This is a genomic window from Pantoea sp. E2023-21, from assembly GCF_051302795.1.
GTDB lineage: Bacteria > Pseudomonadota > Gammaproteobacteria > Enterobacterales > Enterobacteriaceae > Pantoea > Pantoea ludwigii_A.
The window spans coordinates 938,384-962,936 of the sequence record NZ_CP195344.1 but is presented as its reverse complement, the minus strand read 5'-3'; the positions used below and the strand labels follow the sequence as shown (position 1 = coordinate 962,936).

The window sequence follows — 24,553 nt, the reverse complement described above, 5'->3', positions numbered from 1 at the left end:
TATTGCGCATGGCTACCGCCAAAAATCGCGCGATAAATCGCGCCGCTACAGAGGGTGCGTGATATCGAATCGGAATTACTTCAGCCCTTTCTTATCCAGCTCGGCTTTGAAGTTATCGCGGGTAATCAGCACCACATCGGTGACTTCGGTGAACTTCGGCGGCTCCTGATCTTTGGTGACCCAGTTGTAAAGCATTTCACTGCTCTTATAACCGTGTACATCTGGGCTCGGCAGCAGCGAACCATAGAAACCGGTGGCTGAACCTTTCGACAACTCACTCACCGCATCAACACCGTTGATACCGATACCAATCACGTCCGGCGCTTTAAAGCCCTGACCTTCGGTGGCGCGAACGCCGCCCAGCACGGTGTTATCGTTCATGCCGAGAATCAGCCAATGTTTCACTTCCGGATGCTGCACCAGCAGCGAGTTACCGGCATCAAATGCGCCGGGGATATCGTTGGATTTGGTCGGGACCTGATAGATCTGTTTCTCCGGGAAACCGGCGGCTTTCAGGGCGTCCATGGAACCGCCGGTGCGACGACGCGCGGTGTCGAGCTCATTGGCGGTGATCGCCATGACGCCGGTCTCTTTTACATCCCAACCGCGTTTCTGCATCTCTTTATAAAGCTCTTGTCCCTGACGCTCGCCGATTTTGGTCGCCGCCATCATGACTAACGGCACAGTATCCATCGGCTTGCCTTTGGCGGTGACAAACTGGTCGTCAACGGCAATCACTTTCAGGCCATAACCGCGAGCCTTAGCAACAATTGCGGAACCCAGCTTTGGATCCGGCGTACAGATGACGAAGCCTTTCGCACCGCTGGCAGCCAGGCTGTCAATGGCATTTAGCGTCTTCTCACCGTCGGGCACGGCAATTTTAATCACTTCGAAACCCAGATCTTTGCCGGCTTTATCCGCAAATTTCCATTCGGTCTGGAACCAGGGTTCCTCCGGCTGTTTGACGAGGAAACCGAGTTTCATGGTCTCGGCGATAGCGGATTGTGACATAACCGCGGCGAGACCTACTGCCGCCAGCGCTTTAGTGAATTTATGCATGATGCTCTCCGGCACAATGATGTTTAAGGCTGTTATTAGCGAATCGGTGTAAACGCTACCAATCAAATATTTTTGTGGGGTACAGCTAAAAATTCAGCGCGTTAGCACACATGTTGTACAAAGGCTGTGCAAACGCTGGGCTAGTTGTAGCGGGAATGGAAAGGAAAAATGTAGAGCGGTATCACATCTCAAAACGATGACAAAATCCTCCATACATTCAGCAAATTTAACCGGTCGTTAACTTTTGCGATGGATCACACATCTCCGCCGATGGCAGAAAAGTTCATATTCTCAGCGACTGATGACTAACCGCTTCTGCCGCCCCATTCCAGGATAGAGCCAGATAACTCACACAGGAGAATCCCAATGGGTGCTGGCACCATAACAATTGGGCTGGATTTCGGCAGTGACTCGGTGCGGGCGCTGGCCGTGGACTGCCACAGTGGTAAAGAACTGGAAAAAGCGGTGGTCAATTATGCGCGTTGGGCCAAAGGTGAATTTTGCGACGCGCACGCCAACCGCTTTCGTCACCATCCGCAGGACTATATTGATGCGCTGGAACAGGCGATTGTCGAGGTAGTCAACGCATTAACACCCGAACAGCGCGCAGCTGTGGTCGGCATTGGCGTCGATTCCACGGGCTCGACGCCTGCGCCCATCGACCGTGATGGCAACGTGCTGGCGCTGCGTCCGGAATTCGCCACCAACCCGAACGCGATGTTCGTGCTGTGGAAAGATCACACCGCGATTGAAGAAGCCGAAGAGATCAATCAGCTGTGTCGCAGCGGTCGTTTCAACGATTACACCCGCTATATTGGTGGCGTGTATTCGTCGGAGTGGTTCTGGGCCAAGATACTGCACGTGTCACGCGCAGACGCTGCGGTACGTGACGCGGCAGTGTCTTGGGTGGAACTGTGCGATTGGGTGCCGGCATTGCTCAGCGGCACCACCGCACCCGCACACCTGCGTCGTGGACGCTGTGCCGCCGGGCACAAATCACTGTGGCATCCGGAGTGGCAAGGTTTACCGCCCGCTGACTTTTTCAACGCGCTTGATCCGCTGCTGACCGAACAGCTCGATTCTCCGCTCTTCACCCAAACCTGGACCGCCGACGTGCCGGTTGGCACGCTCAGCCGCGCATGGGCGCAGCGCCTTGGTTTATCGGAAAAAGTGATTCTGTCGGGCGGTGCCTTTGACTGCCACATGGGCGCCGTCGGCGCGGGTGCGCAACCTTATACGCTGGTGAAAGTGATTGGCACGTCAACCTGCGACATTTTGATTGCCGACAGCGACACCGTCGGCGACCGCGCCATTAAAGGTATTTGTGGTCAGGTTGACGGCAGCGTAATGCCAGGTGCGATTGGCTGCGAAGCCGGTCAATCCGCGTTTGGCGACATTTATGCCTGGTTCAGCCGCCTACTCGGCTGGCCGCTGCAGCAGGCCGCGCAGCAGCATCCGGAACTGCAGCCGCAGTTAGCCGCGCTGCAAAAAGATCTGATCCGCACTCTCACCGAAGCCTGGGCTGCTAACCCGCAACTCGATCATCTGCCAGTGGTTCTGGACTGGTTCAACGGACGCCGCACGCCGGATGCCAATCAGCGCTTAAAAGGCGTGATTACCGATCTCAACCTCGGCACCGATGCGCCCGCACTGTTTGGTGGCCTGATCGCGGCAACGGCGTTTGGCGCACGCGCCATTATGGAGTGTTTTGAACAGCAGCAGATTCCCGTGCAGAGCATCCTGACGCTCGGCGGCATCGCGCGCAAATCTCCCGCCATCATGCAGGCGTGCTGCGATGTGATGAACCGTCCGCTGGATATCGTTGCCTCTGACGAATGCTGTGCGCTGGGCGCCGCCATTTTTGCCGCCGTGGCTGCGGGCGTGTATGCCGACGTGCCAGCTGCCCAGCAGGTCATGGCCAGTCCGATTGATGTGACGCTGCAACCCAACGCCGAACGCGTGGACGCTTATCAGCAACTTTATCAACGTTATCAACAATGGTGCCAGGCCGCTGAACCGCAGTATGCCGCTCGCACCGCATCCGCTCAGTAAAGGAGAGATTTTATGGAACAGCACAACGCACAACAGGTGTGGTTTGTCATTGGTACACAGCACCTTTACGGCGCGGAAACCTTGCGTCAGGTGGAGCAGCACGCTCGCCAGGTGATGGACGGATTAAATCAGGCCGGCACATTACCGGTGTCGCTGGTGCTCAAGCCGCTGGTGAAATCACCGGACGAAGCGCTGGCACTGTGCCGCGATGCCAACCACGACAACCAGTGCGTCGGCATCATTACCTGGCTGCACACCTTTTCTCCGGCCAAGATGTGGATTGGTGGCCTGAGTATCCTTAATAAGCCGCTGCTGCAATTCCATACCCAGTTCAACGCGGAGATTCCGTGGGACAGCATGGATATGGACTTTATGAACCTCAATCAAACCGCGCACGGCGGCCGCGAGTTCGGCTTTATCGGCGCGCGCATGGGGCTGCAACACAGTGTTGTCACCGGTCACTGGCAGGATAAAGCCAGCCAGCAACGCATTGGACGCTGGATCAATGCCGCATTAGCGAAACAGGCTAGCCAGCAGCTGAAAGTGGCGCGCTTCGGTGACAATATGCGTGAAGTCGCCGTTACCGAAGGCGATAAAGTTGCGGCACAGATTCAGTTCGGTTATTCGGTGAATGGCTGGGGCGTTGGCGATTTGGTCGAGGTGGTGAACAGTGTCAGCGACGGCGACGTCAACGCGCTGATCGATGAATATGAGAGCCAATATCGCTTTACCGAGGCCGCCGCCGTCAACGGCGACAAGCGTCAAAATGTATTGGATGCCGCACGTATTGAGCTCGGCCTGAAACGCTTCCTTGAGGCTGAGGGCTGCAAAGCCTTCACCACCAACTTCCAGACGTTGCATGGCATGACGCAATTGCCGGGTTTGGCGGTGCAACGCTTAATGGGCCAGGGCTACGGCTTTGCCGGAGAAGGTGACTGGAAAACTGCCGCGCTGCTGCACATTCTCAAGATACAAGCGGGCGCACGTGCCGGCGGTACGTCATTTATGGAGGACTACACCTATCACTTCTCACCGGGCAACGATTTAGTGCTGGGTTCGCACATGCTGGAAGTGTGCCCGTCCATCGCCAAAGAGGAAAAACCGCTGATTGATGTGCAGTTCCTCGGCATTGGCGACAAAGCCGATCCGGCGCGCATGATCTTCTCCACACCTGCGGGACGTGCGGTGAATGCCAGCGTGATCGATCTCGGCGATCGTTTCCGTTTGCTGGTGAATGTGGTGGATGCCATCGAGCAGCCAAAACCGCTGCCAAAACTGCCGGTAGCGCGTGCGCTGTGGCGTGCGCAACCGTCACTGGCCACCGCATCTGAAGCATGGATTCTGGCCGGCGGCGCGCACCATACGGTGTTTAGCCAGGCGCTGGATTTAGATGATATGTATCTGTACGGCGAGCTGAACGGCATTGAAGTGCTGGTGATCGATGAGGAAACACGCTTACCGGCGTTTAAAGATGCCCTGCGCTGGAATGAGGCCTATTACCGCTTAGCGCGTTAAAGTTTAAAGGATTAATCAAGGCCGCGATGATTCGCGGCCTTTTTATTGGCTGAGGAATTCGCACTTATCAGTCTGAAAAGGTGGGCGTTACGTAAAGACGGCGTGAATACATCCCTGTAGCCTCGGCCGCCGCATCCTTGCGGCGGACGCTTTACTCCACTGCCCACCTCTTCCTCCTTAGTGGAAGTAGGTAGCCGCTTTATTAATTAGCGATGACATTATCCACATGGTCAGGAAAGGCCAGCCCGAAGAGCAAAGCGTCCGAGCCAGGATGGCGAGGCCGAAATGCATGGATGCAGGGTTTCTTTGCGATCGGGCTGGTTTTCCTGGCCTAAGCACCCAATCCCACCGCCACAAAGCAAACCAGGTGGCCATGAATGGCCACCCTACGAAAGTGAGCAAGGCGAACAGCAGATTACCGATGGCGGCACTAAGCCCATCCCGACATTGCGCAATAAATTGCGCCGCTACAACCGGGCAGAAAGCTTAGGTTTACTGCCCGAAACAGCGATGAAAGTGTCCATTAGGCCGGGAAAGGCCAGCCCGAAGAGCAAAGCGTCCGAGCCAGGATGGCGAGGCCGATCTGCATGGATGCAGGGTTTCTTTGCGATCGGGCTGGCCTTTCCTGGCCTAAGCAGCCGTTCCCACAGCCACAAAGCAAACCAGGTGGCCATGAATGGCCACCCTACGAAAGTGAGCAAGGCGAACAGCAGATTGCCGATGGCGGCACTAAGCCCATCCCGACATTGCGCAATGAATTGCGCCGCTACAACCGGGCAGAAAGCTTAGGTTTACTGCCCGAAACAGCGATGAAAGTGTCCGTAAGGCCGGGAAAGGCCAGCCCGAAGAGCAAAGCGTCCGAGCCAGGATGGCGAGGCCGATCTGCATGGATGCAGGGTTTCTTTGCGATCGGGCTGGCCTTTCCTGGCCTAAGCAGCCGTTCCCACAGCCACAAAGCAAACCAGGTGGCCATGAATGGCCACCCTACGAAAGTGAGCAAGGCGAACAGCAGATTGCCGATGGCGGCACTAAGCCCATCCCGGCATTGCGCAATGAATTGCGCCGCTACAACCGGGCAAAAAGCTTAGGTTTACTGCCCGAAACAGCGATGAAAGTTTCCATTAGGCCGGGAAAGGCCAGCCCGAAGAGCAAAGCGTCCGAGCCAGGGACAAAAACGCCGGGAGCGTTTTTGCACAATGCAAAGCATTGCCCGCTAGCGGGTAAGCCTCATGGATGAGGCGAATACTTGCGAAGCCGAACTGCATGGATGCAGGGTTTCTTTGCGATCGGGCTGGTTTTTCCTGGCCTAAGCACCCAATCCCACCGCCACAAAGCAAACCAGGTGGCTATGAATGGCCACCCTACGAAAGTGAGCAAGGCGAACAGCAGATTGCCGATGGCGGCACTAAGCCCATCCCGACATTGCGCAATAAATTGCGCCGCTACAGCCGGGCAGAAAGCTTAGGGTTAACTGCCCGAAACAGCGATGAAAGTTTCCATTAGGCCGGGAAAGGCCAGCCCGAAGAGCAAAGCGTCCGAGCCAGGGACAAAAACGCCGGGAGCGTTTTTGCACAATGCAAAGCATTGCCCGCTAGCGGGTGAGCCTCATGGATGAGGCGAATACTTGCGAGGCCGAAATGCATGGATGCAGGGTTTCTTTGCGATCGGGCTGGTTTTTCCTGGCCTAAGCACCCAATCCCACAGCCACAAAGCAAACCAGGTGGCCATGAATGGCCCCCCTACGAGGTTAAACGCTTAACCGGCGCGTTCTTCTGGCGATCCCACATCACCGTTAATAAGCGTTGCAGCGCGATAAAAGCAAACAGCAGAATGCCGATGGCGATCTTTGTCCACCACGAACTCAAGGTACCGTCGAAGTTAATCCAGGTCTGAATTAAGCCCTGAATCAACACGCCGAACAGCGTGCCCAATACCGTGCCCACGCCGCCAGACAACAAGGTACCGCCAATCACCACGGAGGCAATGGCATCCAGCTCTACGCCCAATCCCGCCAGCGCATAGCCTGCCGAGGTATAAATGGAGAACACAATGCCCGCCAGCGTTGCCAGCGTGGTCGACAACATATAAATCTTGATGGTAGTCGCGCGGGTGGAAATGCCCATCAGCTGCGCCGAGGTCAGGCTGCCGCCAATCGCATACACCTGATTACCAAAGCGCGTGCGGTGCGCCAGAATAATGCCGCCAATCACCACTACCAGCATAATCACCGCCAGCAAACTCAGCCGCCCGCCGCCGGGAATTTTCCATGCCAGACTCGACAACGTGCTATAGAGCGGATGATCGATAGGGATCGAATTCTCCGAGACTAAATAGCTACAGCCGCGCAGGAAAAACATTCCTGCCAGCGTAATAATGAAGGCCGGGATTTTCAGCGCATCAATCAGCCAGCCCATCATCGCGCCAAACAGTGCGCCCATCGCCAGCACCAACGCAAACGCCAGAAGCGGATCGAGATGATAATCACCAATCACCCGCGCCAGAAACACGCCGCTAAAGGCGATCACCGCACCTACCGACAGATCAATCCCGCCGGATAAAATCACGAACGTCATACCCACGGCGATAATACCGAGGAAGGCATTATCGGTCAGAATGTTACAAATCACGCGCGTTGAAGCGAAGCCGGGAAACTGGCTCAGGCAAAACAGATAACCCGCCACAAACACCAGCAGCGTGATCATCAATGGCAGATGACGTTTAATCATTTCGGGCGTCTCCGTTTCAAGATGGCAATAAAGCGTGGCGACTGCAGCAGCAGCACGCACATCACCACCACCGCTTTAACGACCTGATTGAGTTCAGGCTGGAAGCCTGACAGCAAAATGCCGGTATTCATGGACTGGATAATCAGCGCGCCAATCAATGACAACACCAGATTAAAGCGCCCGCCCATGAGCGAGGCACCGCCTATCACCACCGCCAGAATCGCATCCAACTCCAGCCATAAGCCGGCGTTATTGGCATCGGCACCGCGAATATCCGCGGCGACAATCATCCCGGCAACCGCCGCGCACATACCGCTAATCACATACGTCGACATCACCACCAGCCAGCCATTTACACCGGCATTGCGCGCCGCACGCAAATTAATACCCACCGCCTCGATAAACAGTCCGAGCGCGGTTTTACGCGTCAACAACCACACCACCAACGCCACCAGCAGCGTAATCCATACCGGCACCGGCAACAGCCACAATGACCCGCTACCGAACCACGCCAGACTATCGCTGTTAAAGGTCACAATTTGGCCTTGGGTAATCAGCTGCGCCACGCCGCGTCCCGCCACCATCAAAATCAAGGTGGCGACAAAAGGCTGAATTTTTAGCAGTGCCACCAGCACGCCGTTCCACAAACCGCACGCCAGGCCAGTACCCAGCGTCACCAGAATAATGAACGGCAAACTGTGCCCCGACACGGTCAAGGTTGCCGCCGTTGCGCCCGCAATCGCCATCACCGCGCCTACCGACAGATCGATGCCGCCAGTGGCAATCACCAGCGTCATGCCAATCGCCAGCAGCGCAACCGGCGCGGCGCGATTGAGGATATCAATCGGACTGCCGAACAGGCGTCCATCCTGAATGTGGATGGCAAAAAAGTTATTCGCCACCAGGCTGTCCACCAGCAGCACCAGAATCAGCGCTACGATCTGCGGCATGCCGGGCGGCAGCTTCGGCTTACGCCGTTCGGGTTTGTCATGTGTCATAGGGGATTCAAGCATGTTGTGCTCCTCCATCGGCGATGGCATTGACGATCGAAGCCACCGACAGCTGCTCCAGCGGGATTTCGGCCACCTGCTTCAAATCGCGCATAATCAACACGCGATCGGCATAGCCCACCAGTTCTTCGAGTTCAGAGGAGATAACCAGCAGCGCCAATCCGTCGGCGCACAAGGTTTCAATTAAGCGAATGATTTCGGCGTGCGCACCCACATCAATTCCGCGCGTCGGCTCGTCGAGGATCAGGAATTGCGGTTTGGTCACCAGCCAGCGCGACAGCAAGACTTTCTGCTGATTACCACCGGACAATAGCTCAACCGGTTGATCGGCATGCGGTGTGCGAATACCGAGGCTTTTGATAAAGCGTTCAGCGATCTCCTGCTGCTCACGACGCTTAATGGGGCGTAACCAGCCGCGCTGCGCTTGCAACGCCAGAATGATATTTTCGCGGACCGATGCTCCGCCAATAATACCGTCAGTTTTGCGATCTTCCGGGCAGAACCCCATGCCGAGCCGTGAGGCCTTGGCGGGCGTGCGAATGGTTTGCTGTTTGCCTTTGATGGTTGCGGTCCCGCGATCGGCTCGGCGGATGCCAAACAGCACTTCGGCGGTTTCCGTACGACCGGAACCCAGCAATCCGGCCAGCCCCACCACTTCACCCGGTCGTACCTGCAGGTTGAACGGTTCAATGGTGCCCTTCTTGCCGTAATCCTCAAACGACACCACCGGCTGATTGCTGCGTAACGTGCTGCCCTGCCGCTGCAACGCAGTTTCCAGCAGCTCGCGGCCGAGCATCAGTTTAATCAGCTCAATCTGCGGCAGCGTGGCGGTATCGCGCGTGGCGATAAACTGCCCGTTGCGCAGCACGGTAATGCGATCGGTAATGCGGTAAACCTGGTCGAGGAAATGGGTAACAAAAATCAGGCTCATCCCTTTGGCTTTTAGCTGCGCCATTAGGGTAAACAGCATCTCAACTTCGTTGGCATCCAGGCTGGCGGTGGGTTCATCGAGGATCAGCACCTGCGCCGAGAGATCCACCGCGCGACAAATCGCGATGATCTGCTGCATCGCCACCGAGTAATGCCCGAGCGGACGCGTCACGTCGAGCACAAAACCGTAATTGCGCATCAGCACATCGGCATCACGCACCATACGCTTGCGATCAATCATGCCAAAGCGACGGGGTTCCCGACCAATGTACAAATTATCCGCCACCGACATGTTCGGCAGCAGATTCACTTCCTGATAAACGGTGCCAATGCCCATTTCCTGCGCATCGGCGGTATTGTGGGGTGTTATCGCTTTGCCATTCAGGGTCACCGTACCGGCATCGCGCGTGTACACGCCGGTCAGCACTTTGATCAGTGTGGATTTACCCGCGCCGTTCTCGCCCAGCAAGGCCATGATCTCGCCCTTGCGGATGCTGAACGAGACATTATCCAGCGCCTTCACGCCGGGAAAACCTTTGCTGACGCCGCTGATAGTCAGCAGTGCGGTTTCATCGGAGGTGCTCATCAGGTTCTACCTCGCCTAACGTCATCAAAAAACCGCCCCGCGGGGCGGTTGCGGGGATCAGTAACCCATGCCTTTTTTGGTATCGAGCTGCGCCTGCGCGGTATCCGGCAGATACAGTTTCGATTCTGTTTTGATGATTTTCGGCGGCATCGTGCCGTCTTTCTTGAATTTCTGCAGCGCGTCGAAGGCCGGGCCGGCCATGTTTGGCGTCAGCTCCACGTTGGCATTGGCTTCACCGGCAAGCATCGCTTTGTAGATATCTGGCACGCCGTCAATCGAACCGGTAAGGATATCTTTGCCTGGCTTGAGGCCCGCTTCTTTGATCGCCTGAATAGCACCGATCGCCATATCATCGTTGTGCGCATAAACCATGCAGATGTTTTTGCCGTTGTTTTCAGCTTTGATGAAGCTCTCCATTACCTCTTTACCTTTGCTGCGGGTAAAGTCACCGGATTGCGAACGAATCACTTTGATATTGTCGTGGCCGGCGATGGCTTCGGCGAACCCTTTCTTACGGTCAATCGCCACGCTGGCACCGACGGTGCCTTGCAGCTCTACCACGTTACATTTTTTGTCTGCGACAGTTTTCACCAGCCAGTCACCAATCAACTTGCCTTCCAGCACGTTGTCAGCGGTGACCACCGCCATGTACAGCGATTTATCTTTCACTACGATGGCGCGATCGAGTAAGAACACCGGGATTTTGGCGTCTTTGGCTTCTTCCAGCACCGGCTCCCATCCCGTTTGCACCACGGGCGCAATAAAGATGGCATCCACGCCTTGCGCTATGAACGAGCGTACGGCTTTGATTTGGTTCTCTTGTTTCTGCTGGCCATCGGCGATTTTCAGGGTGATGCCGCGCTTTTGCGCTTCACTTTTTGCCACATTGGTTTCTGCTGAACGCCAGCCAGATTCCGAGCCAACCTGTGAGAAGCCCACCGTCATATCAGCAGCCAGCACCGACGTACTCAGTGCCGAACTCACCATGGCGGTTAAGAGTAAACGTTTCCACATAGTTTCATTCCTCTGAAGGGAGTGTGTTGTAGGGGTACAAAACGCGAATTAAGCCTGGCTGAAAAGCGCGGAAACAAGCGCGACACACCTCACAAATCAGAGTGAATTAAAGGAGTTACGAGAATGAGCAAAGTCGAGATGACAGGGAGATTATGGATAAAATGCCTGCGCAATATTACGCAGGTGGTTAAATAAATGTAATAAACAGAATCGGTTATGCGTCAGGCCACTGGAAACGATTACAACGGATGCGTAAAGAATGGTTATTGCCTGAGCAGACATACATTTATCGGTTTTGTGATTGCTCGCACAGATTGTGAGTGGCAGTTTCATGGCATGTACATAAATTTGCCGACCAGTAAGGAATAATTAACGGATTTATCAGCAGTACGATCGGAAATACCTATTATAGAGACGGATAAATAAGGGCTTTCCTGAATGGGTTAAATAGTGTGAGATTTTCTCACAAGCCCACTAAATAGCGGCTTAAACCTGGCTTAAAGTGCACTTTTCATGCGCGTTTAAAACACTTAAACGCCAAAAAAGTGTCGTTTCATGAGCGAATTAGCGCATGTTGTCTGAATTTTGTATTTTTTTGTGAGGAGTGTATGGACTCTCGCGGCGTGCTCCCTATACTTGGGCACTTCCGAGTACTTTATATTTAAATGGCAATCATGACTGCGTTAGATTACCTGCTGAAATTCCGCAAAGTGAATAATCTCGATAGTCTGGAAAAACTCTACGACCATCTTAATTATTCGCTGACTGATGATAACGAGATCATCAATATGTATCGCGCTGCCGACCATCGACGTGCTGAATTAGTCTCTGGCGGACGTCTGTTCGATATGGGCCGCGTGCCTAAAACCGTTTGGCGTTACGTGATCTAATTGATTTATCCCCCTCTTTATCTGCGCTCTTGCGTTGTCCAGGTCGGGCGTGCCCCGTTTGGACATGATACGCTCTGCATCGCCCTCTTTTCTGTAAACAGGATCTTGTCGATGACCGAACAGGTTTTCCCGCCACGTATTGCTGGCTGGCTATTGCTGCCGTTGGCGTGGCTGATTATGACCATGCTGACCAGTGCGCTGGTGGTGGCAATGTATTTGAGCCCGCTTTTCAATCCCGAATTACGTACTACGCTGTTTTCACACGGCGGCACCTTACTGATGCAATGGTCAGTCTCGCTGCTTACTGCTGCGGTGGTGTGGGCTTATAGTATTTGGGTGTGCTGGATTTTCTGTAAACGTTCGCGTCGATTACCGCGCCACTACATTCTGTGGCTGCTCATGACGATTCTGCTGGCGCTGAAAACCTTTGCCTTTACACCGGTTGCAGATGGCAAAGCGATACAGACTTTGCTGCTGTCGCTGTTGGCAGCGGCAGTGTTTGTCCCCTATTTCAAACGCTCTCAGCGCGTAAAACAGACGTTTACCCAGCCATAATGACGTGAGTTTCGTCAGCAATTTAATTCTGAGTGCTCTTGACGACCACACAAACCGCGTGAAGGTTGAGATGCACCTCTCGATTTCGGATAATAGGCGCCTTTCGGCTTCCCAGGTTAAAAAATGACCGATTACTTACTTCTCTTTATTGGCACCGTGCTGGTGAACAACTTCGTGTTGGTCAAATTCCTCGGCCTTTGCCCATTTATGGGCGTGTCAAAAAAACTGGAAACGGCCATTGGCATGGGACTCGCCACCACTTTCGTGATCACGCTGGCGGCGATCTGCGCCTGGCTGGTGAATCACCTGATTCTGGTGCCGCTCGATCTGGTTTATCTGCGGACCATGGCTTACATCCTGGTGATCGCAGTGGTGGTGCAGTTCACCGAAATGGTGGTGCGCAAAACCAGTCCGTCGCTTTATCGTTTGCTCGGAATCTTCCTGCCGCTGATTACCACCAACTGCGCGGTGCTGGGCGTGCCGTTGCTGAGCGTCAATCTGAATCACACCTTCCTGCAAGCGGCGCTGTATGGCTTCAGTGCTTCGCTGGGCTTCTCGCTGGTGATGGTGCTGTTCGCTGGCATGCGCGAGCGTTTAGTTTTGGCGAATGTCCCCGCACCGTTTAAAGGCAACTCCATTGCGCTGATCACCGCCGGTCTGATGGCGCTGGCCTTTATGGGCTTCACCGGGCTGGTGAAATTCTAATGACCGCGATTTGGATTGCTATTGCAGTACTGGCTGCGCTAAGCCTGGTGTTCGGCGCCCTGCTCGGTTACGCCTCGCGTCGCTTCGAGGTGGAAGAAGATCCGATTGTTGAACAAATCGATGAGATTTTGCCGCAGAGCCAATGTGGCCAGTGCGGCTATCCTGGCTGCCGCCCGTATGCCGATGCGGTGGGCAACAACGGTGAAGCCATCAATAAGTGCGCGCCCGGCGGCGAGCAGACCATGCTCAAGTTGGCCGCGCTGCTCAACGTGGAACCGCAACCGCTCGACGGCGGCGAAGAAGTGTTGGAGCCGATACGCACCGTGGCGTGGATCGATGAAGCGAACTGCATTGGCTGCACCAAGTGTATTCAAGCTTGCCCGGTTGACGCCATCGTCGGCGCCACCCGCGCCATGCATACCGTGCTTAGCGATGTCTGCACCGGTTGCGATCTCTGTGTTGCGCCTTGCCCGACTGACTGCATTGAGATGCGCCCAGTTGCCACGACTACGGCCAACTGGAAATGGAATCTCGACACCATTCCTGTACGGGTAATCCCGGTAGAAACCCATGCTTAATCTGTTTAACCTGTTCCGCAAAGAGAAGCTGTGGGATTTTCAGGGCGGCATTCATCCGCCGGAAATGAAAACACAGTCCAACGGTACGCCGCTAAGCCAGTTACCGCTGCCTGAGCGCTTTATCATCCCATTAAAACAGCACATCGGCCACGAAGGCGAGATTTGCGTGTCGCCTGGCGACAAAGTGCTGCGCGGCCAACCGCTGACCTTTGGCGGCGGACGCATGTTGCCGGTACACGCGCCGACTTCCGGCACCATCGAAGAGATTGCACCGCACATGACGGCGCACCCGTCGGGCTTATCGGAGCTGTGCATTTTCCTGCGCGCCGACGGCGAAGATCGCTGGACCACACTCCATCCGCAGCCCGATTACCGCGCGCTTACGCGTGAAGAAACAGTAAAACGTATTCACGATGCGGGCATCGCCGGTCTGGGTGGCGCGGGTTTCCCTACCGCGACCAAACTGCGCGGCGGCCTGCGCGGCGTGAAAACGCTGATTATCAACGCCGCCGAGTGCGAACCTTACATCACCGCCGATGACCGCTTAATGCAGGATTGTGCCGCCGAAGTGCTGGAAGGCTGCCGCATTCTCGCGTGGGTGTTGCAGGCTGAACGCGTGCTGATTGGTGTTGAAGATAACAAACCCGAAGCAATTGCCGCGTTGAAGCAGGCATTGGGTGGCGATCGTGAACTGCAGATTCGCGTCATCCCTACCAAGTATCCTTCTGGCGGCGCGAAACAGCTGACTCAGATTCTCACCGGCCTCGAAGTGCCACACGGCGGACGTTCCACCGATATTGGTGTGCTGATGCAGAACGTCGGAACCGCGTGGGCGGTGAAACGCGCCATCGTTGACGGCGAACCGATCACCGAACGCGTGGTGACCTTAACCGGCGAAGCGCTGGCACGCCCGCGCAACGTTTGGGGACGTCTCGGCACACCCGTGAGCCATCTGCTGCAGCACGCCGGTTTTACCCCGGGATCGCGCCAGATGGTGATTATGGGCGGTCCGTTGATGGGCTTTACCCTGCCGTCACTTAACGTGCCGCTGGTTAAAATCTCCAACTGCATTCTGGCCCCTTCCGCGAGCGAAATGGGCAACGATCAGGAAGAACAATCCTGCATCCGCTGCAGCGCCTGCGCCGATGCCTGCCCGGCTAAACTGCTGCCGCAGCAGCTGTTCTGGTATAGCCAGGGCGGCGATCACGAAAAAGCACGCGCGCATAATATTGATGACTGCATTGAGTGTGGTGCCTGCGCCTACGTGTGCCCGAGTAACATTCCGCTGGTGCAATATTATCGCCAGGAGAAGGCGGAACTGCGCGCCATCGATCTCGAAGCGAAACGCACCGCCGAAGCGAAAGCGCGATTTGAAGCACGCCTGGCGCGGCTGGAACGCGAAAAACAGGCGCGTGAAATGCGTCATGAACAGGCTAAACAACGCGCAGCGCGCAGCGATCAGGGTGAACTTGACGCCGCCGTAGCTCGCGTGAAAGCGCGTCAGGAAAAGACTCCGGAGCAAGATGCGGCCGAGCGCGAAGCACGTCATGCGCAAGCCTTAGCGCAGCAGGCTGAGAAGCAAGCCGAAACCCAGGCGCTCAGTCGACAGTACGGCGATCCGCGTAAAGCGGCGGTGGAAGCAGCAATTGCCCGTGCTAAAGCCAGGAAAGCGGGCGCACCGGCCGCTGAAATAGCGCCTGCGGAACCGGAAGTGGACGCGCCAACTGCTGAAGTCGATCCGCGCAAAGCCGCCGTTGAAGCCGCGATTGCCCGTGCCAAAGCGAAAAAAGCCGCCGCTGCCGCGCAAGCCGTTGAACCGGCACCTGCCGAGCCGGAAGCCGTCGCGCCAGCGGCAGACGTCGATCCGCGTAAAGCTGCGGTTGAAGCCGCCATTGCCCGCGCCAAAGCGAAAAAAGCCGCCGCTGCCGCGCAAGCCGTTGAACCGGCACCTGCCGAGCCGGCAGCCGTCGCGCCTGCGGCAGCCGTTGATCCGCGTAAAGCCGCGGTTGAAGCCGCCATTGCCCGCGCCAAAGCGAAAAAAGCCAACGCTGCCGCGCAAGCCGTTGAACCGGCACCTGCCGAGCCGGAAGCCGTCGCGCCTGCGGCAGCCGTCGATCCGCGTAAAGCCGCTGTTGAAGCCGCGATTGCCCGCGCCAAAGCGAAAAAAGCCGCCGCTGCCGTGCAAGCCGTTGAACCGGCACCTGCCGAGCCGGCAGCCGTCACGCCTGTGGCAGCCGTCGATCCGCGCAAAGCCGCGGTTGAAGCCGCCATTGCCCGCGCCAAAGCGAAAAAAGCCGCCGCTGCCGCGCAGCAGACTGAAGCAACATCTTCTGAAGTGGAGGCTGCTGCCTCTCCTGACTCCGCCGACCCACGCAAAGCGGCCATTGCCGCTGCGGTCGCCCGTGCCAAAGCGCGTAAAGCGCAGCAGCAGCCTTCGAATACTGAGGATTAAATGGCTTTTCGTCTCGCAAGTTCGCCCTATACCCACAACCGCCGTAGCACCGGCAATATTATGCTGCTGGTGGTGCTGGCCGCGCTGCCTGGTATGGCCGCGCAGTGGTATTTCTTTGGCGTTGGTTTTTTAATTCAGGTTTTGCTGGCGACCGCCACCGCATGGGCCACTGAAGGGGCGATTCTGCGTCTGCGCAAAACGCCGGTGGTGCCGACACTCTCTGACAACTCGGCCCTGCTCACCGCGTTGCTGCTTGGCATCAGCCTGCCGCCGCTTGCACCGTGGTGGTTGGTGGTGCTGGGAACGATTTTCGCCATCGTGATTGCCAAACAGCTGTACGGCGGTTTGGGGCAAAACCCGTTTAACCCGGCGATGGTGGGTTACGTGGTACTGCTGATCTCCTTCCCGGTACAAATGACCAGTTGGCTGCCACCGGACAGCTTACAGGCGATCAAACCGGGCTTACTGGATTCGCTCAGCATGATCTTCACCCACCACACGCTGGCCGGTGAAACCATGCAGCAGCTGCAACTCGGCGTTGATGGCGTCAGCCAGGCAACGCCGCTGGATACGTTTAAAACCGGGCTGCGCGCTGGACACAGCGCAGATCAGTTGCTGGCTGAGCCGATTTACAGCGGCGTGTTAGCCGGGTTGGGGTGGCAATGGGTTAACCTCGGTTATTTGCTTGGCGGCGTGCTGCTGCTGGCGAAAAATGCCATTCGCTGGCACATTCCGGTCAGTTTCCTCGTCTCGCTGGCGTTCTGCGCCACGCTGGGCTGGGTGTTTTCACCGGAGTCGCTTAACTCGCCGCTGATTCACCTGTTCTCCGGTGCCACCATGCTCGGCGCGTTCTTTATCGCGACCGATCCGGTGACCGCATCGACCACCAATCGCGGACGCCTGGTTTACGGTGCGCTAATTGGTTTGCTGGTCTGGCTAATTCGTAGCTTTGGCGGCTATCCGGATGGCGTCGCCTTCGCGGTATTGCTGGCGAACATTTGTGTGCCGCTGATTGATTACTACACCCAGCCGCGCGTTTACGGCCATCGCAAGGATTGAAGATGATCGAAGCTATTCGTAAAAATGCGGTGACGCTGGCAGCCTTTGCGGTGATCACCACCGGCGTGACGGCGGTGGTCAACTATGTCACCAAGCCGACGGTGGAGCATCAGACGGCGCTACAGCAGAAAAATTTGTTAGATCAGGTCGTACCGACCGATCTGTATGACAATCACATCCAGCAAGAGTGTTTTCTGGTGACCGATGCGCTGGCGCTAGGCAATGATCGTCCGCACCATCTCTATGTCGCGCGCAAGGGCGACCAGCCGGTGGCGGCCGCGCTTGAGACCACTGCGCCAGACGGCTATTCTGGTGCGATTCAGATGTTGGTCGGCGCCGATTTCCACGGCAAAGTGCTGGGCGTACGCGTGGTTGAGCATCATGAAACGCCGGGCCTCGGCGATAAAATCGAACTGCGTATTTCAGACTGGATCAACAGCTTCAATGGCAAAGTGATCCATGGCGCTGATGACAAAAATTTTGCAGTGAAAAAAGACGGCGGTGAATTCGACCAATTTACCGGCGCAACCATTACGCCTCGCGCGGTGGTGAATGCCACCAAGCGCACCGCGCTGCTGATTGAAACACTGCCTGCGAAGCTCGCTTCGCTGCCTGAATGTGGAGATGCAAATGAGTGAAGCGAAGAATTTACTGGTCGGCGGCCTGTGGAAAAATAACTCCGCGCTGGTGCAGCTGCTCGGCCTGTGTCCGCTGCTGGCGGTGACCTCTACCGCCACCAACGCCCTCGGTTTAGGTCTGGCGACCACGCTGGTGCTGACCATCACCAACAGTTCGATTTCTGCCTCGCGTCGTTGGGTGCCGGCCGAAATTCGTATTCCGATTTACGTGATGATTATCGCCTCGGTAGTGAGCTGCGTGCAGATGCTGATCAACGCCTACGCGTACGGCTTATATCAGTCACTCGGCATCTTTATCCCGCTGATCGTCACCAACTGCATCGTGGTGGGCCGCGCCGAAGCAGTCGCCTCAAAGAGCAGCATTCCCCTCTCCGCGCTGGACGGGTTTGCCATCGGCATGGGCGCAACCTGCGCGATGGTGACACTGGGATCGATTCGTGAACTGATTGGCAGCGGTACGCTTTTCAACGGTGCGGACCAATTGCTCGGTCCTTGGGCGAAAGCGCTGCGTATTGAAGTGGTGCATTTTGATTCACCGATGCTACTGGCGATGCTGCCACCGGGTGCCTTTATTGGCCTTGGCATGCTGCTGGCGGGCAAGTACCTTATCGACCAGAAGATGAAACAGCGCGCTGCCACTCGTGCGGCGGCGCCTGAAGCTGAGCCGCAAGGCGCAACCGGGAAAGCGGTGTGAATAAAGAGAAACGCGCGCAGATCCTTACGCGCCTGCGTGATGAAAATCCGCATCCGACTACCGAACTGAACTTCACCTCACCGTTTGAGTTGCTGATTGCGGTGTTGCTTTCCGCTCAGGCCACCGACGTGAGCGTCAATAAAGCCACCGCGAAGCTCTATCCGGTGGCGAATACGCCGGCAACGATTCTGGCGCTGGGCGTTGATGGCGTGAAGGAATACATCAAAACCATCGGCCTGTTTAACAGCAAGGCGGAGAACGTCATCAAGACCTGTCGCATTCTGCTGGAGCAGCACGGCGGCGAAGTACCGGAAGATCGTGCGGCGCTGGAAGCGCTACCGGGCGTCGGGCGTAAAACCGCCAATGTGGTGCTCAATACCGCTTTCGGTTGGCCTACTATCGCCGTCGACACCCATATTTTCCGCGTCAGCAATCGCACCCGCTTTGCGCCGGGTAAGAACGTGGAAGAAGTGGAAGATAAACTTCTTAAGGTAGTGCCCGCGGCGTTCAAGGTTGATTGTCATCACTGGCTAATTCTGCATGGTCGCTATACCTGCGTGGCGCGTAAACCGCGCTGCGGATCCTGTCTGATCGAAGATCTGTGTGAATTCGACGCCAAAACCGAATGGTGAAACAGCGCCGATAAGCAATCTTGCCCTCGCTTATCGGCAGTTTGGCGATCCTGCCAGCGTACTTACGCTGGAACCTTTCCCTTTATCGCCCTGCGCTGCTGGCCTGCTGCGCGTGGCCATGCAGTTTGCCCCCATCAATGCTTCTGACCTGATTCCGATTACCGGCGCTTATCGCCATCGCGTTACGCCACCATTGACTGCCGGCTATGAAGGCGTCGGCACGGTGATTGCAGCGCCGCCCGCTTACCATCATTTGCTCGGTCAGCGTGTGCTGCCTTTGCGCAGTGCCGGCACCTGGCAACGCTATGTCGATTGCGATCCGCAGATTGCGGTGCCGGTTCCGTCCGACATCAGCACCTTGCTTGCGGCACGCGCGTATATCAATCCGCTGGCGGCGCTGCTGATGCTGAAGCAGTGGTCGCCAGCCGGTAAACGCGTCCTGATCACCGCAGGCGGTTCCGCTTGTGCCTTGTTACTCGCGCAGTGGGCGCGGCACATGGGCGCGATCGCTATCACCTTAGTGCATCGTGCGCCGCAACATCGCGCGCGCCTGCAAAAACTGGGTATTGCTGCGCTGATGGAATCGCAGCGTAACGAGATTGCCGCTGCCGCGCAGCGGTGCGATCGGGTGTTTGATGCGGTGGGCGGTGAAATCGGTCAGTTGATTTGGCAATCGTTGCCCGCAGAGGCACAGTTTGTGGCTTACGGCGTGCTGAGCGGTAAGCCGGTGCAGGTGAATGCGTCACGTCCAGCGCTGCACTGGTTCCACATTCGGCATACGCTGGAAGATTTAGCGCATCAGGATTGGCAACATCTTTTCATTCAACTCTGGCCGCTATTGCGTGCAAGTGATTGTGGCGAAGTGGCGCTTTTTCCATTGGCAAACTGGCGAGAGGCTATTCACTGTTATCACCAATCGGGGCGTGACCGTAAGCCATTGTTGCAACTTAATTAAGTACAGCATCCCATCATCGTAGCATTCCGTAGCGGCGCGATTTATCGCGCAATAAAGTGCGTAATGCTCGTCAGTTAAGCAGCGAACTGGCTCGGGGAGGGGTTACCTGGTCGCCATGAATGGCGCCCCTACAGGCGTTACAGCAATAGTGATTAAGAAACAGGCATTGATGCTGAAGCGCGGGTGTGGAGGCGACATCCCAACCCGCTGAGCGAATGAGGGATTTCAGGGCGAGCCGCAGGGATGCGGCGAGAGGCGGCGCTGAGCAGGAGCGAATCGCCGCCGGTCCGTCAGGAATCGTGAATGAGTGAAGGCACCGCGAAGCGGCGGGATGGGCTGGCGCAGGGCCCGGGAGTGCAGAGGGCGCGGCCAGGCGTCCTCTGCTCGGTCGCCGCACGGCATAGCTGAAACTGCCCCAGCCGATGGCGAACGAAAGTGGCTTGGCGCTTAACTGATCGGCATTACGCAATAAAGTGCGCCGCTACAATCTGTGCGCTGCGTCATTTCGGTTTTCACACCTCAACTGACCAGCATTACCTCACCCTTCACGTCGCTGCGGCTGCCTGCAGCCAGGCAACCACCAGCGGCGATAGGCGATTTTGCAGCGCAGCCCGCTCGGACTGGAACAAGGTGGCGACAAAGAATGGGTGATCGATTAATTCAATGCCGCGCACATCGCCTGCCAAATCCCATGAGGTGATCGTTAAATTCTTCGTTGCCAGCGCCTCGCTGAATTCGGCGTTGACGCCAAAGTTGCAGTGATAGCCCTCATCGCTCTGCAACGCGCCATACGCCTGCGCGACACGTGAACCCGGCTGGAAAGTGACGGTTCCACGCTTTTCCACCAGCGAACACGCCAGCGGCGCAATTACCCAGCGGCCAGTGGGATCGGTTTCCGCATGCGCAGCATCTTCCCAACCCAACACATTGCGCGCGTACTCAACGATGGCGTACTGAAATCCGCCACACGAACCCAAAAAGGGCTTCCCGTTTTCACGCGCCCAGCGAATGGTGGCAAATACGCCATCGTCATTGAGATAAGGACTTCCCGGCACCAGCCAAATCGCATGGTAATCGGTGAGGGGGTGCTGATCGAGCTCTGGCGTCGCGATCCAGTCAGCGCTGACATTAAGAGAGAGCGTTTTTGCGGCCAGTTGTACGGCGGGAGGGATGGCCTGATGCGCAACAGCATTAGCACGGTAATCGCCAATCAGGGCGACACGAATCATCTTCGTCATGACTACGTCCTTTCAGGGAAAAAAGGAGGTTACAGCAAAGTTATCCTGCTGTCTAAGCGGCTAAAACCTGTGTTTGTGCTGTTTTCATTTAAACGCATTGCGCGTAGTGCTGCATTTTTATCTGGCAAAGAGTGCGCCCTATCGCTGTTTTATTCGTCAGATGCCAGCTGCGCAAACGTTTACTTCTTTTGCTCCTTTAATTAATTCGCAGTTTTGTGCGCAGGATCAACAAATTAGCGTTCTGGAATCTTTCGACTGCTTATTACGCTCACCAATCAACCTGTTGTGCTTATATTTTGCGCAATAACAATTCTATTGTCTGTATAATTTATGAACATTAGCGATATATTCTGGCAAAGCTTCTCCGAGCAGTTTACATCAGGAAAATGATCCTCCTGCTCTGCATTTTACACCTTTGTCCTGATATAATGCCTATCAGCGACATTTAACACTGATTTACAACTTTGTATAGCGGCATTAACCCTACCTATTGCACGTATTTCAGCGCGTAAAAAATGCTTGCCCTGATGGACTGATTCAGCCAAATTAGTCGCCGTTTTTCCTTTCTAATAACAATGTTGCGCGGGATTACCCAGCCCGACGCAGACTTAATTCCTGTCGCAAAACAGGCTATGTTAAAACTGAGGTACAAGTGTCAACTGCAAACAAACACACTGATGAGGCACCAAGCCTCAATGCTTTTAAGCAACCCAAAGCGTTTTATCTGATCTTCTCCATCGAACTGTGGGAACGTTTTGGTTACTACGGTCTGCAAGCCATTATGGCGGTTTACCTGGTGAAACAGTTGGGCATGTCCGAAGCGGACTCCATTACGCTGTTCACCTCGTTTAGCGCACTGGTGTATGGCCTGGTTGCCATCGGTGGCTGGCTCGGCGATAAAGTACTCGGCACCAAACGTGTCATTGTTCTCGGCGTGATTGTGTTGGCGCTGGGTTATGCGCTGATTGCCTTCTCCGGCCATGACACCTCAATGGTGTATATCGGCATGGCGACCATCGCCGTCGGTAGCGGTTTGTTTAAAGCCAACCCCTCTTCCCTGCTCTCGACCTGTTATGAGAAAGATGACGCGCGCCTCGACGGTGCCTTCACCATGTTCTACATGTCGATCAACATCGGTTCACTGTTCTCAATGATGCTGACACCGTGGCTGGCCGCCAAATATGGCTGGGGCGCAGCATTCTCGCTTTCGGTTGTCGGTTTGGTCATCACGTTACTTAACTTCCTGTTCTGCCAGCGTATGGTGAAAAACTACGGTTCTAAACCCGATTTCGCCCCGCTGCAGATGGGTAAACTGCTGATGACGCTGGTTGGCGTGGTCGCACTGGTTGCACTGGCGACCTGGTTGCTGCATCACCAGAGCATTGCGCGTATGACGCTGGGCGTAATCGCGGCGGGTATCGTGTTGATCTTCGCTAAAGAAGCCTTTGCCCTGAAAGGTGCGGCACGTCGCAAGATGATCGTGGCTTTCCTGCTGATGGTAGAAGCGATTGTGTTCTTTGTGCTCTACATGCAGATGCCAACCTCACTCAACTTCTTCGCAATCCGCAACGTTGAGCACGCAATTCTCGGCATCACCTTTGAGCCAGAACAGTTCCAGGCGCTTAACCCGTTCTGGATTATGCTGGCAAGCCCGATTCTGGCGGCGGTGTATAACAAGCTCGGCGATAAAATGCCGATGCCACATAAATTCGCCTTCGGGATGGTGCTGTGCTCAGCGGCATTCCTGGTATTGCCGTTTGGCGCTAAATTTGCCAACGAAGCCGGTATCGTCTCGGTTAACTGGCTAATCCTCAGCTATGCACTGCAAAGTATCGGTGAGTTGATGATTTCCGGTCTGGGCTTAGCGATGGTGGCGCAATTGGTACCTCAACGTCTGATGGGCTTTATCATGGGATCCTGGTTCCTGACCACCGCGGGTGCGGCCATGATTGCCGGTAAAGTCGCGAATCTGATGGCGGTGCCAAGCGATGTCACCGATCCGCACACTTCACTGGCAGTTTACAGCCATGTGTTCCAGCAGATTGGTATTGCGACCGGTGTGATTGCCCTTCTGATGTTGATCACCGCGCCACTGTTGAACCGCATGACACAGGACGACAGTCAAACTCAACTGAAACGCGCTAACGCGAACCAGTAACTGAAAAGCCGGGCTTGTCCCGGCTTTTTTCTACCCGCCATTTCTCCATCATTCACATTTCCTTTAATGATTTCTGCTCATCACACTTCGCTTTTTACTCACTTAACTTCATGATGTCCGCTCACTGTTAATCAGAGTGGAAAAATCATGGACAGGTTTGATGAGCTAGAGGTGTTTGTCACGGTCATCCAACAAGGCAGTTTGGCCAGCGCGGCGCGCTTGTTACAACGCTCGCCTCCGGTTATCACCCGCACGCTCAACACCCTCGAAGCGCGTCTCGCTACCACCCTGATTGAACGCACCACACGCCAGCTGGCGCCGACCGAGGCCGGCTGGCAGCTGTTTGAGCAGGCGCAACGCGTGCTCAGCGATTATCAGCGTGCCATCGACAGCGCTCACCACAGCGGCCTGCATGGCCTGCTGCGTTTAACAGCGCCGGTGCAGTTTGGCCGTCGCCACATGATGCCGCTGGTGAACGCCTTCCTGCAGCAGCATACTGAGATGCAGATTGAAGTGGTGCTAAGCGACAGCTATCAGGACCTGATTGAAAACGGCCTGGATATTGCGCTGCGCATTGGAGAATTGCAGGACTCTTCAATGGTGGCGCGTCAGGTTGGCAATGTACGTCCGACGCTGGTGGCCAGCCCTGACTATCTGCAACGTGCTGGCACGCCCTCTCATCCCGCTGAACTGGCTCAACATGCCTTAGTGGCGAGTCTGCGTCATACGCGCGAGTGGCGTTTTTCCCAGGATTTGCGCGTGAGAATCACGCCGCGTCTGCGCGTTAACGATGTGGAGAGCCAGTTGGAAGCGCTGCGCAACGCGCACGGCATCGGACGGCTGTTGTCGTATCAGGTTCTCGACGATATCCATAACGGAAAACTGATGCAGTTACTGCCTGAATGGGAACCGGCGCCGCTGCCGGTGCAGTTAGTGACGCAGCGCGTGAAGAATATGACGCCAAAAGTGAGGCGATTTTGGGATTTTGCGCTTGAAAAGCTGCCGTTGCTGCCATGCTTTGCGCAATAAACCTGAACGGTGACCGCAATTCCTGATCACTGTCACGGGTAAAAATGACGGGCAGACTTATGCTGCTTCGTTGACCAC

Annotated in this window: 21 protein-coding genes; 15 read left to right on the top strand and 6 right to left on the bottom strand. The window is 55.9% G+C overall.

Going from position 1 to position 24,553, the window contains the following annotated elements; translation table 11 throughout:
• Positions 1 to 75: 75 nt before the first annotated feature.
• Positions 76 to 1,059: an arabinose ABC transporter substrate-binding protein gene (locus ACRQ84_RS04635; protein ID WP_064741086.1), complete on the bottom strand. Its 984-nt coding sequence runs from the start codon at positions 1,057 to 1,059 to the stop codon at positions 76 to 78.
• A 366-nt stretch (positions 1,060 to 1,425) separates the two neighbouring features.
• Here ACRQ84_RS04635 and ACRQ84_RS04630 point away from each other — a divergent pair, with 366 nt between their 5' ends.
• The 3 genes from ACRQ84_RS04630 (at position 1,426) to ACRQ84_RS04620 (ending at position 5,863) form a co-directional block, all read left to right on the top strand.
• A complete protein-coding gene (locus ACRQ84_RS04630; RefSeq protein ID WP_483817288.1) occupies positions 1,426 to 3,111 on the top strand; it encodes a ribulokinase in 1,686 nt (561 codons plus the stop codon).
• 12 nt (positions 3,112 to 3,123) lie between these two features.
• Positions 3,124 to 4,626: an L-arabinose isomerase gene (gene araA, locus ACRQ84_RS04625; protein ID WP_483817287.1), complete on the top strand. Its 1,503-nt coding sequence runs from the start codon at positions 3,124 to 3,126 to the stop codon at positions 4,624 to 4,626.
• An 886-nt stretch (positions 4,627 to 5,512) separates the two neighbouring features.
• The gene (locus tag ACRQ84_RS04620; protein ID WP_483817286.1) at positions 5,513 to 5,863 is read left to right on the top strand and encodes a hypothetical protein; all 351 of its coding nucleotides are present in this window, start codon (positions 5,513 to 5,515) and stop codon (positions 5,861 to 5,863) included.
• A gap of 502 nt (positions 5,864 to 6,365) precedes the next feature.
• Here the strand turns inward: ACRQ84_RS04620 and yjfF are convergent.
• Genes yjfF through ytfQ form a run of 4 tightly spaced genes read right to left on the bottom strand, consistent with a single transcriptional unit; the run spans position 6,366 to position 10,892 of the window.
• Positions 6,366 to 7,352 carry a galactofuranose ABC transporter, permease protein YjfF gene (gene yjfF, locus ACRQ84_RS04615; protein ID WP_064741080.1) on the bottom strand — a complete coding sequence of 329 codons (987 nt, stop codon included), beginning with the start codon at positions 7,350 to 7,352 and terminating at the stop codon, positions 6,366 to 6,368.
• On the bottom strand, positions 7,349 to 8,365 hold the full coding sequence (gene ytfT / locus ACRQ84_RS04610; RefSeq protein WP_064741079.1) for a galactofuranose ABC transporter, ATP-binding protein YtfT: 1,017 nt from the start codon (positions 8,363 to 8,365) through the stop codon (positions 7,349 to 7,351). Before ytfT ends, yjfF begins: the two co-directional genes overlap by 4 nt.
• A complete protein-coding gene (locus ACRQ84_RS04605) occupies positions 8,358 to 9,878 on the bottom strand; it encodes a sugar ABC transporter ATP-binding protein (RefSeq protein ID WP_064741078.1) in 1,521 nt (506 codons plus the stop codon). The genes ytfT and ACRQ84_RS04605 overlap by 8 nt, the downstream gene beginning before the upstream one ends.
• A gap of 57 nt (positions 9,879 to 9,935) precedes the next feature.
• Positions 9,936 to 10,892, bottom strand: coding sequence for a galactofuranose ABC transporter, galactofuranose-binding protein YtfQ (ytfQ, locus tag ACRQ84_RS04600; protein WP_483817285.1), 957 nt, complete (start codon positions 10,890 to 10,892; stop codon positions 9,936 to 9,938).
• A gap of 674 nt (positions 10,893 to 11,566) precedes the next feature.
• On the opposite strand from ytfQ, the gene ydgT reads away from it, so the two are divergent.
• From ydgT to ACRQ84_RS04550, 10 genes are all read left to right on the top strand, one after another.
• Positions 11,567 to 11,782, top strand: a complete 216-nt coding sequence (ydgT, locus tag ACRQ84_RS04595) for a transcription modulator YdgT (RefSeq protein ID WP_036650139.1) — start codon at positions 11,567 to 11,569, stop codon at positions 11,780 to 11,782.
• A 111-nt stretch (positions 11,783 to 11,893) separates the two neighbouring features.
• Positions 11,894 to 12,337 (top strand): DUF2569 domain-containing protein, encoded by a 444-nt coding sequence (locus ACRQ84_RS04590; protein ID WP_483817284.1) that lies wholly within the window; start codon positions 11,894 to 11,896, stop codon positions 12,335 to 12,337.
• Positions 12,338 to 12,460: 123 nt separating this feature from the next.
• Positions 12,461 to 13,042 (top strand): electron transport complex subunit RsxA, encoded by a 582-nt coding sequence (rsxA, locus tag ACRQ84_RS04585; protein ID WP_007893776.1) that lies wholly within the window; start codon positions 12,461 to 12,463, stop codon positions 13,040 to 13,042.
• Positions 13,042 to 13,620 carry an electron transport complex subunit RsxB gene (rsxB, locus tag ACRQ84_RS04580; RefSeq protein ID WP_064741075.1) on the top strand — a complete coding sequence of 193 codons (579 nt, stop codon included), beginning with the start codon at positions 13,042 to 13,044 and terminating at the stop codon, positions 13,618 to 13,620. The genes rsxA and rsxB overlap by 1 nt, the downstream gene beginning before the upstream one ends.
• On the top strand, positions 13,613 to 16,072 hold the full coding sequence (gene rsxC / locus ACRQ84_RS04575) for an electron transport complex subunit RsxC (protein ID WP_483817283.1): 2,460 nt from the start codon (positions 13,613 to 13,615) through the stop codon (positions 16,070 to 16,072). The genes rsxB and rsxC overlap by 8 nt, the downstream gene beginning before the upstream one ends.
• Positions 16,073 to 17,131: an electron transport complex subunit RsxD gene (gene rsxD, locus ACRQ84_RS04570; RefSeq protein ID WP_483817282.1), complete on the top strand. Its 1,059-nt coding sequence runs from the start codon at positions 16,073 to 16,075 to the stop codon at positions 17,129 to 17,131. It begins immediately after the preceding gene.
• 2 nt (positions 17,132 to 17,133) lie between these two features.
• Entirely contained in the window at positions 17,134 to 17,769 is a 636-nt protein-coding gene (gene rsxG / locus ACRQ84_RS04565) for an electron transport complex subunit RsxG (RefSeq protein WP_064741073.1), read from the top strand.
• The gene (locus ACRQ84_RS04560; protein ID WP_064741072.1) at positions 17,762 to 18,463 is read left to right on the top strand and encodes an electron transport complex subunit E; all 702 of its coding nucleotides are present in this window, start codon (positions 17,762 to 17,764) and stop codon (positions 18,461 to 18,463) included. The genes rsxG and ACRQ84_RS04560 overlap by 8 nt, the downstream gene beginning before the upstream one ends.
• Positions 18,460 to 19,095 (top strand): endonuclease III, encoded by a 636-nt coding sequence (nth, locus tag ACRQ84_RS04555; protein WP_483817281.1) that lies wholly within the window; start codon positions 18,460 to 18,462, stop codon positions 19,093 to 19,095. The genes ACRQ84_RS04560 and nth overlap by 4 nt, the downstream gene beginning before the upstream one ends.
• Positions 19,096 to 19,213: 118 nt before the next feature.
• Entirely contained in the window at positions 19,214 to 20,050 is an 837-nt protein-coding gene (locus ACRQ84_RS04550) for a zinc-dependent alcohol dehydrogenase family protein (RefSeq protein WP_483817883.1), read from the top strand.
• Positions 20,051 to 20,595: 545 nt separating this feature from the next.
• Here ACRQ84_RS04550 and ACRQ84_RS04545 read toward each other — a convergent pair.
• On the bottom strand, positions 20,596 to 21,288 hold the full coding sequence (locus tag ACRQ84_RS04545) for a CTP synthase C-terminal region-related (seleno)protein (protein ID WP_483817280.1): 693 nt from the start codon (positions 21,286 to 21,288) through the stop codon (positions 20,596 to 20,598).
• A gap of 652 nt (positions 21,289 to 21,940) precedes the next feature.
• Here ACRQ84_RS04545 and dtpA point away from each other — a divergent pair.
• A complete protein-coding gene (dtpA, locus tag ACRQ84_RS04540) occupies positions 21,941 to 23,446 on the top strand; it encodes a dipeptide/tripeptide permease DtpA (protein WP_483817279.1) in 1,506 nt (501 codons plus the stop codon).
• Between the two features lie 147 nt (positions 23,447 to 23,593).
• Positions 23,594 to 24,475: a LysR family transcriptional regulator gene (locus tag ACRQ84_RS04535; RefSeq protein ID WP_483817278.1), complete on the top strand. Its 882-nt coding sequence runs from the start codon at positions 23,594 to 23,596 to the stop codon at positions 24,473 to 24,475.
• Positions 24,476 to 24,553: the final 78 nt, after the last annotated feature.

Bases quoted from the DNA above. Each gene is read 5' to 3' on its own strand.
- ydgT (WP_036650139.1), top strand. From the start codon at position 11,567: ATGACTGCGTTAGATTACCTGCTGAAATTCCGCAAAGTGAATAATCTC.
- araA (WP_483817287.1), top strand. From the start codon at position 3,124: ATGGAACAGCACAACGCACAACAGGTGTGGTTTGTCATTGGTACACAG.
- ACRQ84_RS04590 (WP_483817284.1), top strand. From the start codon at position 11,894: ATGACCGAACAGGTTTTCCCGCCACGTATTGCTGGCTGGCTATTGCTG.
- ACRQ84_RS04550 (WP_483817883.1), top strand. From the start codon at position 19,214: ATGCAGTTTGCCCCCATCAATGCTTCTGACCTGATTCCGATTACCGGC.
- ACRQ84_RS04545 (WP_483817280.1), bottom strand. From the start codon at position 21,288: ATGACGAAGATGATTCGTGTCGCCCTGATTGGCGATTACCGTGCTAAT.
- ytfQ (WP_483817285.1), bottom strand. From the start codon at position 10,892: ATGTGGAAACGTTTACTCTTAACCGCCATGGTGAGTTCGGCACTGAGT.
- ACRQ84_RS04620 (WP_483817286.1), top strand. From the start codon at position 5,513: ATGGATGCAGGGTTTCTTTGCGATCGGGCTGGCCTTTCCTGGCCTAAG.
- ACRQ84_RS04635 (WP_064741086.1), bottom strand. From the start codon at position 1,059: ATGCATAAATTCACTAAAGCGCTGGCGGCAGTAGGTCTCGCCGCGGTT.
- ytfT (WP_064741079.1), bottom strand. From the start codon at position 8,365: ATGCTTGAATCCCCTATGACACATGACAAACCCGAACGGCGTAAGCCG.
- yjfF (WP_064741080.1), bottom strand. From the start codon at position 7,352: ATGATTAAACGTCATCTGCCATTGATGATCACGCTGCTGGTGTTTGTG.
- ACRQ84_RS04605 (WP_064741078.1), bottom strand. From the start codon at position 9,878: ATGAGCACCTCCGATGAAACCGCACTGCTGACTATCAGCGGCGTCAGC.
- rsxD (WP_483817282.1), top strand. From the start codon at position 16,073: ATGGCTTTTCGTCTCGCAAGTTCGCCCTATACCCACAACCGCCGTAGC.
- rsxC (WP_483817283.1), top strand. From the start codon at position 13,613: ATGCTTAATCTGTTTAACCTGTTCCGCAAAGAGAAGCTGTGGGATTTT.
- rsxG (WP_064741073.1), top strand. From the start codon at position 17,134: ATGATCGAAGCTATTCGTAAAAATGCGGTGACGCTGGCAGCCTTTGCG.
- ACRQ84_RS04560 (WP_064741072.1), top strand. From the start codon at position 17,762: ATGAGTGAAGCGAAGAATTTACTGGTCGGCGGCCTGTGGAAAAATAAC.
- rsxA (WP_007893776.1), top strand. From the start codon at position 12,461: ATGACCGATTACTTACTTCTCTTTATTGGCACCGTGCTGGTGAACAAC.
- rsxB (WP_064741075.1), top strand. From the start codon at position 13,042: ATGACCGCGATTTGGATTGCTATTGCAGTACTGGCTGCGCTAAGCCTG.
- ACRQ84_RS04630 (WP_483817288.1), top strand. From the start codon at position 1,426: ATGGGTGCTGGCACCATAACAATTGGGCTGGATTTCGGCAGTGACTCG.
- ACRQ84_RS04535 (WP_483817278.1), top strand. From the start codon at position 23,594: ATGGACAGGTTTGATGAGCTAGAGGTGTTTGTCACGGTCATCCAACAA.